This is a genomic window from Streptosporangium sp. NPDC006007, assembly GCF_040614315.1.
In the GTDB taxonomy this organism is placed as follows: Bacteria; Actinomycetota; Actinomycetes; order Streptosporangiales; family Streptosporangiaceae; genus Streptosporangium.
In genome coordinates this window covers 42,243-54,875 of sequence record NZ_JBEXUG010000012.1, presented here as the reverse complement: position 1 = coordinate 54,875, position 12,633 = coordinate 42,243, and the positions used below count along the sequence as shown (strand labels likewise).

Below are 12,633 nucleotides of genomic sequence, written 5' to 3'. Positions count from 1 at the left end.
CGGCTGGAGAATGACCTGGGAGAAGTGACGGCGAGCTTCATGCTCCGAATCGGTTCCAGCCGGGCCCAACGTGGCGACTGGGCTCCCCTGGTCGAAAGCCGCTGTGAATAACTCGGCATCAACCCATGCCACACATGCACTCCGTTCACTCAAGATCAACGAAGGCCGTAACATATCACACTGTAATGCGGTATTATTATGTATTATGCGCTTGGATTGAGTTTCCCCTGAAAGGACCACTTGTGGCCGAAGGTCAGTACGTCGTCGTGTGCAATGACGAGCGGCAGTACTCCTTATGGACGACTGAATCGACCCCACCCGACGGATGGCGGTCATCCGGTTTCACGGGGGATCTCAACGCGTGCCTTATCCACGTCGAGGCCGTGTGGACGCAGATGCGGACGCCAGGTCCCGGCGAGCCGGGCGAGACCGTGACCTCGCTCTTCGACCGCCAAGCGCGCTCCACACCTGACGCGGTCGCCCTGTCCGTTGGCGACCTGGACATCACCTACGCCGAGCTGAGCGTACGGGTCGACTGCTTGGCCGGAGCGCTCCGCGCGCATGGGGTCGGGCGGGACACCCCGGTCGCCCTGGAGATGGACCGTTCGCCGGAGCTGGTGGTCGCCATCCTGGGCGTGCTCAAGGCGGGCGGGGCGTACGTGCCCATCGATCCCGGCTACCCTGCCGAGCGCAGGGACTACATGCGAGCCGACTCCGGCGCCCTGCTCGTGCTCACCTCGGAAGACATCGATGGCGACGCAGAGTCCGTCCAAGAAGGACCCGACCAGGACGCGTTCGCCTACATCATCTACACCTCGGGCTCGACGGGCCGGCCCAAGGGCGTCGCCGTGGAACACCGCGCGCTGCTCTCCCGCGTCCGGTGGATGCGCGAGCGGTTCGCGCTGGTGCCAGGGGACCGGATGTACCAGCACGCGTCGGTGAGCTTCGACGCGCACGCGGAAGAGATCTTCCCCTGCCTCACCTCGGGCGCGACGCTCGTCCTTCCGCCCAAGGGCCAGGACCTGCCCGATCTGCTGGCTGCCGGTGTCGACCTGACGGTGCTCGACCTGCCCACCTCCTACTGGCAGGGCCTGATAGGAGTCACGTGGCCGGAGCGGCTCAGGCTCGTCATCCTCGGCGCGGACCCGCTGCGCGGCGCCGTACTCTCCACCTGGTATGACAGCGTCGGCCCGCACGTGGAGCTAATGAACACCTACGGCCCTACCGAGGCGACGATCATCGCGACGGCGGCCACCCTGACTCAGGCCGAGGCCGCCGGGTGCCCGCCGATCGGCTTCCCGCTCTCCGACACGCGCGTCTACGTGCTGGACGGCTCGCTGGCGCAGGTCGCGCCCGGCGAGGAGGGGGAGCTCTGCATCGGAGGCATCGGGCTGGCGCACGGCTACCTGGGCAAGCCTGGCCTGACCGCGCACTGTTTCGTGCCCGACCCGTACGGCCCGCCCGGCTCACGCATGTACAGGACCGGCGACCGTACCAGGACGAGAGAAGACGGTGCGCTGGAGTTCGTCGGCCGCCTGGACGGCCAGATCAAGGTCAGGGGGTTCCGGGTCGAACCTGGCGAAGTGGAGATCAGACTGTTCGAGCACCCCGCCGTGAGCCGCGCAGTCGTGGTAGCCAGGGACGACGCCCTCGTCGCCTACGTGATCACCGCGGAGAGCGTGCCGGGTGAGGAACTGAAGGCGCACGTCGCGGCCGCGTTGCCCGGTCACATGGTGCCCAGCACGATCAGCTTCCTCGACAAGATGCCGCTCACCAGGTCCGGCAAGATCGACAGGGCCGCGCTGCCCGACCCCGCCGCCGGAAGTCGGCGACTCGACCTGCCCGCCACGCCGATGGAAGAAAAGATCGCTGCGATCTGGGCGGAGCTGCTCGGCGTCGAGCAGGTCGGCGTACTGGATGATTTCTTCTCACTCGGCGGCCACTCCCTCGTCGCGACGAAACTGGCCGTCTGGCTCACCCCGCTCGCGGGACGGCACGTCTCAATGCGGGTGATCTTCACTAACCGCACCGTGCGCAGTCTGGCCGCCTTTGTGGAAGGGAGCCAGTCGGGTGTCCGCTGACCTGGGGCTGCAGACCTACGTGGTCAACCTCAAACGCAGGCAGGATCGCAGGGAACGAATCACGCGGCAACTGCCCGCCGAACTAACGGTGGAGTTCACCTCGGACTGGGACGGGCCGTTCGACGGGGCCGCGCTCGACGGCGAAGTGCTCCGGGCGCTGGGGGTCGGTCTGTTTCCCTGGCGGATCGAGTCCAACAATCCTTGGTGGAACCGCACACTCAAGTACGGCGAGGTCGGTTGCACGCTTAGCCACCTGGCCTGCTGGAAGCGGGGGCTGGAGACGGACGCGCCTCTGTTCATGATCGTCGAGGACGACGTGAGGTTGGTGGACGGGTTCCTGCCGCGCCTGCTTGAGGGCATCGAGGCGGTGCGCGAGAACGGGGAGATTGGTCTGACCTACCTGGCCCGATGCCCTATGGAACCCGACCAGCTGGCCTGGCCGGGGTTCGTCAGACCTGGGTTCAGCTACTGCACGTGGGGCTATCTGCTGGACAGGGAGACGGCGCGGCAGCTCGTTGACGCACAAGTGGAGATGGCGGTCATCCCCGTGGACGAGTTTCTGCCCGCGATGTATCTCGACCATCCGCGCCCCGACGTCAGGACACGCTTCCCTCGCAGGATCGAGGCGCTGGCGTTCGCCCCTCCACTGCTCGCCGACCCTTCCGACGAGCTGTCCGACAGCGACACCGAGACCTCCGCGGATGCTTGGGTACTCACGTAAATGGGCCGCGGTGGAGGGCGACGTGATCCCGCTCTCTATCGCTGACATGGACTTCGCTCCTGACCCGGCCATCGTGGCCGCGCTGGCTGAGCAGGTACGCCAGCCACTGGTATATCCGCTGCCGTACACGACGAGCGGGGTGGCTGCGTCCATTTGCGACTACTACCAGCGCGCGCATCACGTCACCGTGCCCGTCACAGCTGTCCGGATATTTCAGAGTTCGGTCGCTGCGATGTACACCCTCTTCGACCTTCTCCTTGAGACGGGCGACGAGGTCGTGTACTTCGCCCCCTCCTACCACCACCTCCCTGACTCCGTGAAAGCGGCCGGCGGGCGGGCGGTGCCAGTGATGTTACGCGCGTTGGAGGGCTGGCATTTCGACGTCGGCGAGCTGCGTCGACGCGTAGGTCCACGGACGAAGGCGCTGCTCGTCTGCAACCCTCACAATCCTACGGGCCACGCCTTCTCGCGCGCGCAACTGCTGGATATCGCGACCGTCGCGGCGGAACACGACCTCATGATCGTGGCCAACGAGCTGCACGGCCGCATCTCTTACGATGGGGCCTTCGTGCCGATGTGTTCGGTCGCGGGATCCGGACTCATCACTCTGTCCGGTGCCACCAAGTCACACAATATTTCGGGACTTGGTGGTGCGTTCGCCTTCTCCCTCGACGAACAGCTCATCCACCGGCTGTGGAAACGGCTGGCAGGACGATTGCCCACGGCCGGCGCCCTGGCTCTGACGGCACTGGTCCACGCCTACAAGGCCGACAGCCCATGGCTGACGGCCACACTCGCCCAGCTGGACCGGAACAGGCGCACGATCTCAGCCCATCTGCGTGACCACCACCCCGCTATCCGGTTCGCGCAGCCATCCGCCACCTATTTCTCCTGGCTGGACTTCTCCGCGCTGCGACTGGACGGAGACGCGGCCGGTGTCGTCCTGAACCGCTGCCGGGTAGCCCTCCTGCCGGGCCAGGAGTTCGGCGCGCCCGGCACCTACGCCCGCCTGGCCTTCGCCACCACGGAGCAGAACATCAGGCTGGCACTCGCCCGGCTCACCGAAGGACTTCTCCCGTGATCTGGAGTGCTCGTTGGCAATGGTGAAAGTGGAGGACCTGGTCAAGGAGTACCGGCGCCAGAAGCGTCAGAACGGACTCTGGAGACTGTGGTCCAGAGAGTATTCGGTGACGCGCGCGGTAGACGGCGTCTCCTTCTCGGTCGGCGAAGGGGAACTGCTCGCCCTGCTCGGCGGGAACGGCGCGGGCAAGTCCACGATCATGAAGTCGCTCACCGGTATCCTGACCCCGACCTCGGGAACCGTCGAGGTGGCCGGGCTGGTTCCCTGGCGGCAGAGAAAGAAGTACGTCCCCCACATCGGCGCCGTCTTCGGCCAGCGCTCCTCCTTGTGGTGGGACCTGCCGCTCATGGACTCCTTCACGATCATCTCTCGGCTCTACGAGATCCCGGTGGCGAACTACGCCAAGAACCTTCAGCAGCTCATCGACCTGCTGGACATGGGCTCGTTTCTGGAGACTCCCGTACGTTCGTTGTCCCTGGGGCAGCGGATGCGCGGAGATCTGGCGGCCGCGCTCGTCCACGAGCCGTCGATCCTGTTTCTCGACGAGCCGACAGTGGGGCTCGACGTCTTCGCCAAACGCCAGATCAGATCGTTCGTCGCCGAGATCAACCGGACTCAGAACGTCACCGTCCTCCTGACGTCCCACGACATCGACGACATCGAGAACTTGGCCGACCGAGTCGTCCTCCTGGACCGGGGAACCGTGGCCTATGACGGTGACCTTGAAGCGTTGAGGCTGCGCTATTCGCCGCATCGAGTGCTCAAGGTCAGGCTGGCAGATGAGGCTGCGGTGACCCTAAGCAATGACACGGTCGAGGTCAGCCAGAGCGGATCGTCGGTGGAGATCGCATTCGATCCCCGGATCGTCTCCGTGTCAGCCCTGATCGACGAGATCAACAAAGGCTACAAGATTGCGGACATCAGCTTCGTGGAAGCCGAGCTCGAAGACGTGCTCGCACGCTTCTACAGCCGCGACGACGCATGAGAACGTGGACTCTCGTCGGCGCATGGGCCCGATCGCACTCGACGCACCGGGCGGACATCTGGGCACGATCCATTCTGCCCATGCTGCAGATCTACGTGCTGATTCAGATCTGGTCCGGCGCCTATCGCACGCAGTCGCACCTCGACGGCATCTCCTACGGCAAGACGGTGACCTACCTGTGCGTCGTCAATATGCTGATGTGGCTGAACCAGTCGACGATCCCCTGGTACGTCGCCGACCGAATCCGGGAAGGGAAGATCGCCACTGAGCTCATCAGGCCGATCCCGTTCCCCCTCCAGGTGCTCTCCCACCAGGTGGGCTACACGATCGCCAGGACCACGGCACTGGCCGGGATGATCCCAGTGGCCGTCGTGGTCGCCGGCCTGGAAGCCCCGGCGACGGTTGGTCTCTTCGTGGTCAGCGCGCTGCTGTCCTACGCGGTCAGCGTGGGGCTGTACGGCCTGCTGGGGAGCGCGGGCTTCTGGCTGCACGAAACCAGTGGAATCGTCTGGGCGTTCAGCCTCGTCAACGCCTTTCTCGCCGGGTCGTTCATCCCGCTGGCCCTGTTCCCTCCTGGTGTGCGGGAGGTGGTGGAGCTGCTCCCGTTCGGCGCGATGGGCTATACGCCTGCGGCCATCTATTCGGGAATGGTCTCTGGGGCGGCAGCCGTACAGGCGGTTCTTGTGCAGTTCTTCTGGTGCGTCACGCTGGTCGCGGTGATCGCTCTCGTGTGGCGGCGAGCTGAGCGCGGCATCGTGAGTCAGGGCGGTTGACATGCGTGCCTGGTGGATTCTCGCTGTCGCCGCGCTGCGCAGCGGCATGCAGTATCGCGGCAATTTCCTCCTGTCGCTCGTCTCCGGGTTGTTTTACAACGCCTCGTCCTTTGCTCTGATCTGGGTGCTGGGCGCGCGACTCGGCGCCGTACAGGGATGGGAATTCACCGAGCTGTGCTTCCTTTTCGGACTGCGCCTGGCCGCGCACGGCCTTTGGATTCCTTTCCTCGGGGCGGTGTCGAATCTCGAACAACTAGTACGCAGCGGGAACTTCGACACCTACCTGCTACGTCCGGCCAGCCCTCTGGTCCAGGTGGCCACCTCGCAGGTGAGCATCGACTCCCTGGCCGAGCTGGGGCTCGGTGTCGTCGTTCTCGCCTGGATGGGCGGCAGGACCGGAATCCAATGGTCGCCCTTCTCCGTGACGTTCCTCGTGGTCGCCGTCATCGGTGGGGCGCTCATCGAGGCCTCGTTGCAGATCGTGCTGGCCTCGCTGGCCTTCTCGGATGTCAATTCCCGGCAACTGAGAACCGGACTGGACCAGATGATCACCACGGTGGGTGGTTATCCCATCAGCCTTTTCGACAGTGTGGGCAGGTTCATCTTCACCGGTGTGGTGCCCATCGCGTTCATCGCCTTCGCGCCGGCGACGGTACTGTTGGGAAAGCCTTTCCCGGTATTTCTTGGATACGCCGCTCCCGCTTTCGGGGTCGCGTTTTTCTGTGGCGCGATCGCCTTCTGGAACCTGCAAATCAGACGCTATCGCAGTAGCGGTGGGTGAAAGGTCTTCATGAAAATCGCGGTAATTTCCCCTGTCTGGCTGAGAACGCCACCCGTCGCGTATGGCGCAGTGGAGTCGCTGGTGAGCCTCCTCGTCGAAGAACTGGTCGTCAGAGGACACGACGTGACCCTGTACGCCTCCGGTGACTCGGTCACCACAGCCGAGCTGAGGAGCTACTACGAAAAGGCGCCAGGCTGGGAGAACGCCCGGCAGAACGGCCTGTTTGAGCTCATGCACGTGCTGTCGGCCTATCGCGACATCGAGCGATTCGACGTCGTCCACGACCACAGCGATCCCATCGGGCCCGCGATCGGCGCATTCGCCACCACGATCAGGCCCGTGGTCCACACTGTGCACGGCCCACCCGCCTCCAGATGGTATCGCCCGATCTACGGCGCCATCCACGACCGGATCAACCTGGTGGCGATCAGCAGGGCACAGCAACTCGTCAACCCCGAGCTCCGCTACACCGACATGATCCACCACGGGCTGCCGCTGGAGCGTTTCCCCTTCTCCGAGCGGAAGGACGACTACGCCTTCTTCATCGGCCGCATGGACGCGGCGAAGGGGCTGCACCTGGCCATCGAGGCGGCTAGGAGGGCGGGACGCGAACTGGTGGTGGCGAGCAAGGCCGTCGAGTCCGACGCAGAACGTGCCTACTTCGACGACGTCGTCACCCCGCTTCTCGGACCTGACGTCGAACTGGTCGGCGAGGTCGACTTCGCGGCGAAGGTCGAGCTCTACCGCAACGCCCACTGCACGCTTGTCCCCACCAACTGGGACGAACCCTTCGGGCTCACCGCGATCGAGTCGCTTGCCTGCGGCACCCCGGTGGTGGCTCTCCGGCGCGGCGCGACCGCCGAGATCGTCGAACACGGGGTCAACGGCTACCTCGCGGATGACTCGACGGGGATGGCCGAATCCCTCGACGCGGTGTCCGAGATCCAGCCGCTCGCCTGCCGTCAGGATGCGGAGGCCAGGTTCTCCCTGTCCCTGATGGTCGACAGGCACGAGCAGCTGTATCGGCGGCTGACCCGATGACGCTCTCCCGTAACCAAATCAGGCGGCTCAGGTGGGATGCGATGCTCTCGCCCAGGGAGCCGCACCACATCTCGGCGGTCTTCGACGGGGAGGGCGAGCTGTCCGAGACTCCCAAGCGCCTCATCCGCCCCTGGGCGGACACCGCCGCTACCGCAAGGCCGAGGCCCTCGCACTCCTGGCAGACAGCACCCAGTAGCGCGGCGAGTGACGAATCGCCACCCGAAGCGGCTCCTCCGCTCCCGGACGGCTCGTGATGGCGCGCTCCGCGAGCCGTCCAGGCACCACTTGCCGCCTGAGCGGTATCCGCTCACGCCGCAGTGATCGGTCGCGGGCACTGCGCCGCCGCCCTCTTCGCGCAGGTCGGCCCGTCGGAGCGGCCCTCGTCCCTCGGAACCGCGAAGCGGGGTGAAAAAGCTCGATGTGATCCGCTTGTGGATCAGCGGTGATGGGGGATGCTGGGCTGTGGAGATCGTTTTAGGTTGCAGGGCTTGAGCCGAGCGAATGTGGAGCAGCTACCTTGACCGACACCCCCTCCGGTCCACCGCCGGCGCCCAAGATCGACGCCACCCGGCCGCACCAGGCCCGGATCTGGAACTACTGGGTGGGCGGCAAGGACCACTACCCGATCGACAGGCAGGTCGGTGAGGAGATCGTCGAGGCGTTTCCCGGCATCATCGACGTGGCCCGCCACTCCCGGGCCTTTCTGCGGCGTGTCGTCTCCTACCTGGCCGCGGAGGCCGGTATCCGGCAGTTCCTGGACATCGGCACCGGACTGCCCACCCACGGCAACACCCACGAGGTCGCCCAGCGGGTGGCGCCGGAGTGCCGCGTCGTCTACGTCGACAACGACCCCCTGGTGCTGGTCCACGCTCAGGCGTTGCTCGTCGGCGGCCGGGAGGGCGCCACCGCCTACGTCGACGCCGATGTGCGCGACCCCGGCGCGATCCTGGCCGGGGCCGCCGGGACGTTGGACCTCACCCGGCCCGTCGGGCTGATCCTGCTGGGCGTCATGGGCAACGTCGCCGACGACGACGAGGCGGGTTCGATCGTGCGCCGACTGGTGGACGCGCTGCCCCCGGGCAGTCACCTGGCGCTCAACGACGGCACCGACGTCGTCCACGGTCCGTCGCGGCGGGAGGCCATGCGGATCTACGCCGAGCGGGGCGGCAGCCCGTACGCCGTCCGCACCCCCGAACGGATCGCCCGCTTCTTCGACGGCCTGGAGTTGCTGGAGCCGGGCGTGGTGTCGGTGTCGCGGTGGCGGCCGGAGTGCGGTTCCTTCGGCGTCCCCCCCGAGGTGGACGCCTTCTGCGGCCTGGGACGCAAGGGGTGACGGGGAGGCTTGGGCCGTGTCCGCCGGCGGGGGGACGGGGGTTCGCGCCGTGCTCCGGCGGGGCGAGTGCCGTGCTTCGGAGAGGGCAGGGGGATGTTTACGGGGCGGGAGGTGTGCTGCCGTGGCTTCGGGCGTAGGCTCACTGGGCGTGGATCTCGACTTCGTGTGTGTGCATGCCGGGCGGGCGGCCACCGAGCTGACCCGGCGTGATGTCGCCCGTGCGCTGCTCGCCGTGCCGTCGGGGGTGGCGCTGGTGGCCGTCCCCGATCTGCGGCGGGCGTTGCTGGCGGCGGGTAACCCGCTCTCCTCGCCGTTCTGGGAGTCCGTCAAGAGGACGCTCGGCGCGATCGAGTCCGGTCATGCGACGGTGGGTGACGTGCAACGGTGGATGGAGTCCACCGGGACCGAGCCCCTTCTGCTCACCCGGGGCTTCTTCGTCTGGCCCGAGGAGGACGAGCGGGGGCCGATCGCCGAGGAGATGTTCCGGAGGCTGGTCGCCTTCCTGGAGGAACGGGTCGCCGCGGGGGAGATCGATCCGGACGCGCTCGCGCTGGGGGACGAGGCCGCCAGGGAGACCTACCAGGACCTCCAGGAACACTGGCTCAACAACCCGCTGCCCGACGACGGGCGGGTTCCGGGGAGCGTGGTCAGTGAGGAGCAGGACGAGGAGCTGTTCGCGGCCTGGGACGAGGAGGAGGCGTTCGCGCTCAGTGAGTTGCGGCGCATCCTGGCGGGCCTGCCCGCCCCCGACCGGCCCGTCGCCGATCTGCGGGCCGCGTGCTCCCGGCTGCGCGAGGTGCTGGCCGACCCCGGTTACCCGGGCAACGTGCTGCGGGCGTGCGCCGGATACGAGGGAGAGCCGCTGCCGGTCGACGACGAGGAGCTCTGGCTGACCGTCACGGCGGGCATCGCCGGGCCGATCTCGGACCTGCCGGACGACGACGAGACTCCGGAGACGTTCGAGGATCTGGACGGTGAGCTGAGCCACGAGGACGCCGTGCTGGCCGCGCTGTGCGCGATCCACCACGCGGACTGGCTCGCCGTGGTGGCGGCCCTGGCGAGACGGGGGCCGGGGGTGCTGGCCTCCCCCGAGCGGATCGCCAGGTTCATCGCCGAGTCGGAGGACATCGACGTCCGGATGGACGATCCGGAGGACCTGGACGCGGCCGAGACGCTCTTCAGCTCGGTCACGCCGCTCTGGGCGTGCCTGGGGATCGTGGACAAGAGTGAGGTGCTGACCCCGCTGGGGCGCTGGGGCCTGCCCAAGGCGCTGGAGCGGGCCTGGTCGTGAGGGCCGGCCCGTGCCGGCTCCCGGGGTCAGCCGGCGTTCTTGTGCCTCTCGCGCAGTTCGGCCTCGGAGGGGACCTCGATCTTGGAGATCTGCTTCCTCATCGACTTGACGAGCAGGTAGAGGGCCAGCCCCAGCGCCGCGACGACGAGGAAGCCCAGGAGGCCGGGACTGACGTCGCCGGCGGGGGCGGTATCGATGGCAATCACCCCTCAAGTCTGCCACCGTCACCCCGCGCTCCCGTCGGCGGCAGGCGCGTGACACCCCCCGCCCTCACGTCCGTCGCCGCGCGGCCGGGCCGGCGGCGGACGGGTGACCGCTTTCACCCCTCGGGTCCGCCGCGGCCCCCACAGCCCCTCAGTGGCAGGCGCGTGACACCTCATCGGCGTGGATGCCGGTGAACAGGTCGTCCTCGGGCAGCTCGATGTCCACCAGCGAGCGGGCCAGGTGGTAGTCCTCGGTCGGCCAGACCTCGCGCTGCAGGTCGCGCGGGCAGACGAACCAGAAGCCGTCGGGGTCGACTTGGGTGGCGTGCGCGATCAGCGCCTCGTCGCGGATCTCGAAGTAGTCGCCGCAGGGGACCCGGGTGGTCACCGGCCACTTCTGCGGGCGGTCCTCCCAGCGGGAGATCCAGTCGGCGTAGGGGGAGCCCATGCCGCGGGCGTTCATGGCCTCGTGGAGCACCTCGAACCGTTCCCTGGAGAAGCTCATGTGGTAGTAGAGCTTGAACGGCTGCCAGGGCTCGCCGGCCTCGGGATAGCGGTCGGGGTCGCCGGCGGCCTCGAACGCCTCCACCGAGACGCGGTTGGTCATGATGTGGTCGGGGTGCGGGTAGCCGCCGTCGTCGTCGTAGGTGAGCATGACGTGCGGCCTGAACTCGCGCACGGCGGCGACCAGCGGCGCGGAGGCGGCCTGGAGCGGCTGGAGGGCGAAGCACCCGTCGGGCAGCGGCTCGTTCTCGTCCTCGGGGAGGCCGGAGTCCATGAACCCCATGAAACGCTGTGCCACGCCGAGGATCTCGCGGGCCCGCTCCATCTCCAGGCGCCGGACCTCGCCGATGTTCTCCAGGATGTCGGGCCGGTCCATCTTGGGGTTCAGGATGGAACCGCGCTCCCCTCCTGTGAGGGTACAGACGAGCACGTCCACGCCTTCCGCCACGTAACGTGCCATGGTCGCGGCGCCCTTGCTCGACTCGTCGTCGGGGTGTGCGTGAACGGCCATCAACCTCAGCGGTGCACTCACGGGCTCGGTGTCTCCTCTTCGTCGGTCACGCTCGGATCCCCGCTCGCGTCGCGGACGGCCGGCCTCGCCGTGCCGTCCGATCCGCGTCAGCCGGTGCCGCACCGCTCCCGGGTTGGGCTGGGTCACTCTAAAGAGAGGTTAGTTTCTCTTGGGCGGCCACGAGGGCAAGGCCCCCGCGAGAGACAATTGTCTCGGATAACGCCGAGGTAGTGCAGGGAGATTCCGTCATGGCCACCAGCGAGGCCGAGGGGGGCCGGCAGACCGGCCCCGTGCTCGGTACCCCGGGCGACTTCCCCGACCGTCCGGAGCGCAGGGGGCGGTTCGTCGTGCACGTCGTGATCGCGATCCTCTGCGCGGTGTGCGCGGGAGGGTGGGGCTACGTGATGTGGGCGTCCAAGGGGAACACCCAGGTCATCGACCAGGTCATCGCTTTTGACGCCAGCCGCGGCGATTCTATTCGGATCACCTTCGAAGTGGTCAAGCCGTCGGACCGCGAGGCCGTCTGCCGGCTCCGGGCCATGGATGTCGGCCACGCGGAGGTCGGAAGCCGGGAGGTCGGTATTCCGGCTGGTGAGGGATATGTCCGCCTTACCGAACGGCTAGAGACCAGTGCCCAGGCCACTTCGGGCGACGTCCACTACTGCTATCTCGTATAGTGAGACATTTGGGGAAGCGTTCGAGCGGTTAACTTGTTAGCCTGTCGAAATTCGCACGTCCGCTACCAACGCTGCCAAGTACCAAGCCCCACAGAGGAAGCAAGGAGAATCCGTGGCCGACTCCCACAACGAGAGCGTCACCTGGCTAACTCAGGAGGCGTACGACCGCCTGAAGGCGGAGTTTGAGTACCTCTCGGGGCCCGGGCGCGTCGATATCGCGAAGAAGATCGAGGCCGCTCGCGAAGAGGGCGACCTGAAGGAGAACGGCGGCTACCACGCCGCCAAGGACGAGCAGGGCAAGATGGAGGCCCGCATCTTCCACCTCCGCCAGATCATCGACACCGCCAAGGTCGGTGAACCCCCCCGCACCGAAGGCGTGGTCGGGCCCGGCATGACCGTCACCGTCCGCTTCGAGGGCGACGACGAAGAGGTCGCGTTCCTGCTGGCGTCCCGTGAGGAGAGTGGCTCCCCGATCGACGTCTACTCGCCCCGGTCGCCGCTCGGTGCGGCGATCAACGGTAAGAAGATCGGCGAGAAGGCCACCTACACGATGCCGAACGGCCGCTCCAACACGGTCGAGATCCTTGAGGCCGTTCCGTACATCGGCAATTGACCTCGTCTGAGCTGGCTGATCCGCCGGGGCGGTGTCCC

13 protein-coding genes and 1 pseudogene are annotated in these 12,633 nt (G+C 67.0%); 12 read left to right on the top strand and 2 right to left on the bottom strand.

The genetic code is table 11. From position 1 onward, the window contains the following. Positions 1–125 precede the first annotated feature (125 nt). From ABZ194_RS12280 to ABZ194_RS12235, 10 genes and pseudogenes are all read left to right on the top strand, one after another. A pseudogene (locus ABZ194_RS12280) lies at positions 126–368 on the top strand (MbtH family NRPS accessory protein); the annotation flags it as partial. A gap of 27 nt (positions 369–395) precedes the next feature. Further along, the gene (locus tag ABZ194_RS12275) at positions 396–2,081 is read left to right on the top strand and encodes a non-ribosomal peptide synthetase (RefSeq protein ID WP_355595440.1); all 1,686 of its coding nucleotides are present in this window, start codon (positions 396–398) and stop codon (positions 2,079–2,081) included. Beyond that, the gene (locus ABZ194_RS12270) at positions 2,071–2,802 is read left to right on the top strand and encodes a glycosyltransferase family 25 protein (RefSeq protein ID WP_355595254.1); all 732 of its coding nucleotides are present in this window, start codon (positions 2,071–2,073) and stop codon (positions 2,800–2,802) included. Before ABZ194_RS12275 ends, ABZ194_RS12270 begins: the two co-directional genes overlap by 11 nt. Positions 2,803–2,812: 10 nt before the next feature. Continuing rightward, positions 2,813–3,883 (top strand): aminotransferase class I/II-fold pyridoxal phosphate-dependent enzyme, encoded by a 1,071-nt coding sequence (locus ABZ194_RS12265; RefSeq protein ID WP_355595252.1) that lies wholly within the window; start codon positions 2,813–2,815, stop codon positions 3,881–3,883. 28 nt (positions 3,884–3,911) lie between these two features. Next, complete coding sequence (locus ABZ194_RS12260; protein WP_355595250.1) at positions 3,912–4,868, top strand: ATP-binding cassette domain-containing protein; 957 nt, start codon at positions 3,912–3,914, stop codon at positions 4,866–4,868. 80 nt (positions 4,869–4,948) lie between these two features. Beyond that, positions 4,949–5,641: an ABC-2 family transporter protein gene (locus tag ABZ194_RS12255; RefSeq protein WP_355595248.1), complete on the top strand. Its 693-nt coding sequence runs from the start codon at positions 4,949–4,951 to the stop codon at positions 5,639–5,641. A 1-nt stretch (position 5,642) separates the two neighbouring features. Next, positions 5,643–6,422 (top strand): ABC-2 family transporter protein, encoded by a 780-nt coding sequence (locus ABZ194_RS12250; protein ID WP_355595246.1) that lies wholly within the window; start codon positions 5,643–5,645, stop codon positions 6,420–6,422. A gap of 81 nt (positions 6,423–6,503) precedes the next feature. Then, the gene (locus tag ABZ194_RS12245) at positions 6,504–7,463 is read left to right on the top strand and encodes a glycosyltransferase family 4 protein (RefSeq protein WP_355595244.1); all 960 of its coding nucleotides are present in this window, start codon (positions 6,504–6,506) and stop codon (positions 7,461–7,463) included. Between the two features lie 517 nt (positions 7,464–7,980). Further along, positions 7,981–8,796, top strand: a complete 816-nt coding sequence (locus tag ABZ194_RS12240; RefSeq protein ID WP_355595242.1) for an SAM-dependent methyltransferase — start codon at positions 7,981–7,983, stop codon at positions 8,794–8,796. A gap of 121 nt (positions 8,797–8,917) precedes the next feature. Continuing rightward, the gene (locus ABZ194_RS12235) at positions 8,918–10,087 is read left to right on the top strand and encodes a hypothetical protein (RefSeq protein WP_355595240.1); all 1,170 of its coding nucleotides are present in this window, start codon (positions 8,918–8,920) and stop codon (positions 10,085–10,087) included. A 26-nt stretch (positions 10,088–10,113) separates the two neighbouring features. Here the strand turns inward: ABZ194_RS12235 and ABZ194_RS12230 are convergent, their stop codons facing one another. Both ABZ194_RS12230 and mca read right to left on the bottom strand, forming a co-directional pair. Next, positions 10,114–10,293, bottom strand: coding sequence for a hypothetical protein (locus tag ABZ194_RS12230; protein WP_355595238.1), 180 nt, complete (start codon positions 10,291–10,293; stop codon positions 10,114–10,116). A gap of 148 nt (positions 10,294–10,441) precedes the next feature. Continuing rightward, a complete protein-coding gene (gene mca / locus ABZ194_RS12225) occupies positions 10,442–11,326 on the bottom strand; it encodes a mycothiol conjugate amidase Mca (protein ID WP_355595236.1) in 885 nt (294 codons plus the stop codon). Positions 11,327–11,553: 227 nt separating this feature from the next. Here mca and ABZ194_RS12220 point away from each other — a divergent pair, with 227 nt between their 5' ends. Together ABZ194_RS12220 and greA are read left to right on the top strand one after the other, a co-directional pair. Further along, complete coding sequence (locus ABZ194_RS12220; protein WP_355595234.1) at positions 11,554–11,982, top strand: DUF4307 domain-containing protein; 429 nt, start codon at positions 11,554–11,556, stop codon at positions 11,980–11,982. A gap of 112 nt (positions 11,983–12,094) precedes the next feature. Then, complete coding sequence (greA, locus tag ABZ194_RS12215; protein ID WP_355595232.1) at positions 12,095–12,595, top strand: transcription elongation factor GreA; 501 nt, start codon at positions 12,095–12,097, stop codon at positions 12,593–12,595. Positions 12,596–12,633: the final 38 nt, after the last annotated feature.

What these genes read in the sequence shown, in the direction of transcription:
- ABZ194_RS12220 (WP_355595234.1), top strand. Translation starts at nt 11,554, where the DNA reads ATGGCCACCAGCGAGGCCGAGGGGGGCCGGCAGACCGGCCCCGTGCTC.
- ABZ194_RS12275 (WP_355595440.1), top strand. Translation starts at nt 396, where the DNA reads ATGCGGACGCCAGGTCCCGGCGAGCCGGGCGAGACCGTGACCTCGCTC.
- ABZ194_RS12255 (WP_355595248.1), top strand. Translation starts at nt 4,949, where the DNA reads ATGCTGCAGATCTACGTGCTGATTCAGATCTGGTCCGGCGCCTATCGC.
- ABZ194_RS12250 (WP_355595246.1), top strand. Translation starts at nt 5,643, where the DNA reads ATGCGTGCCTGGTGGATTCTCGCTGTCGCCGCGCTGCGCAGCGGCATG.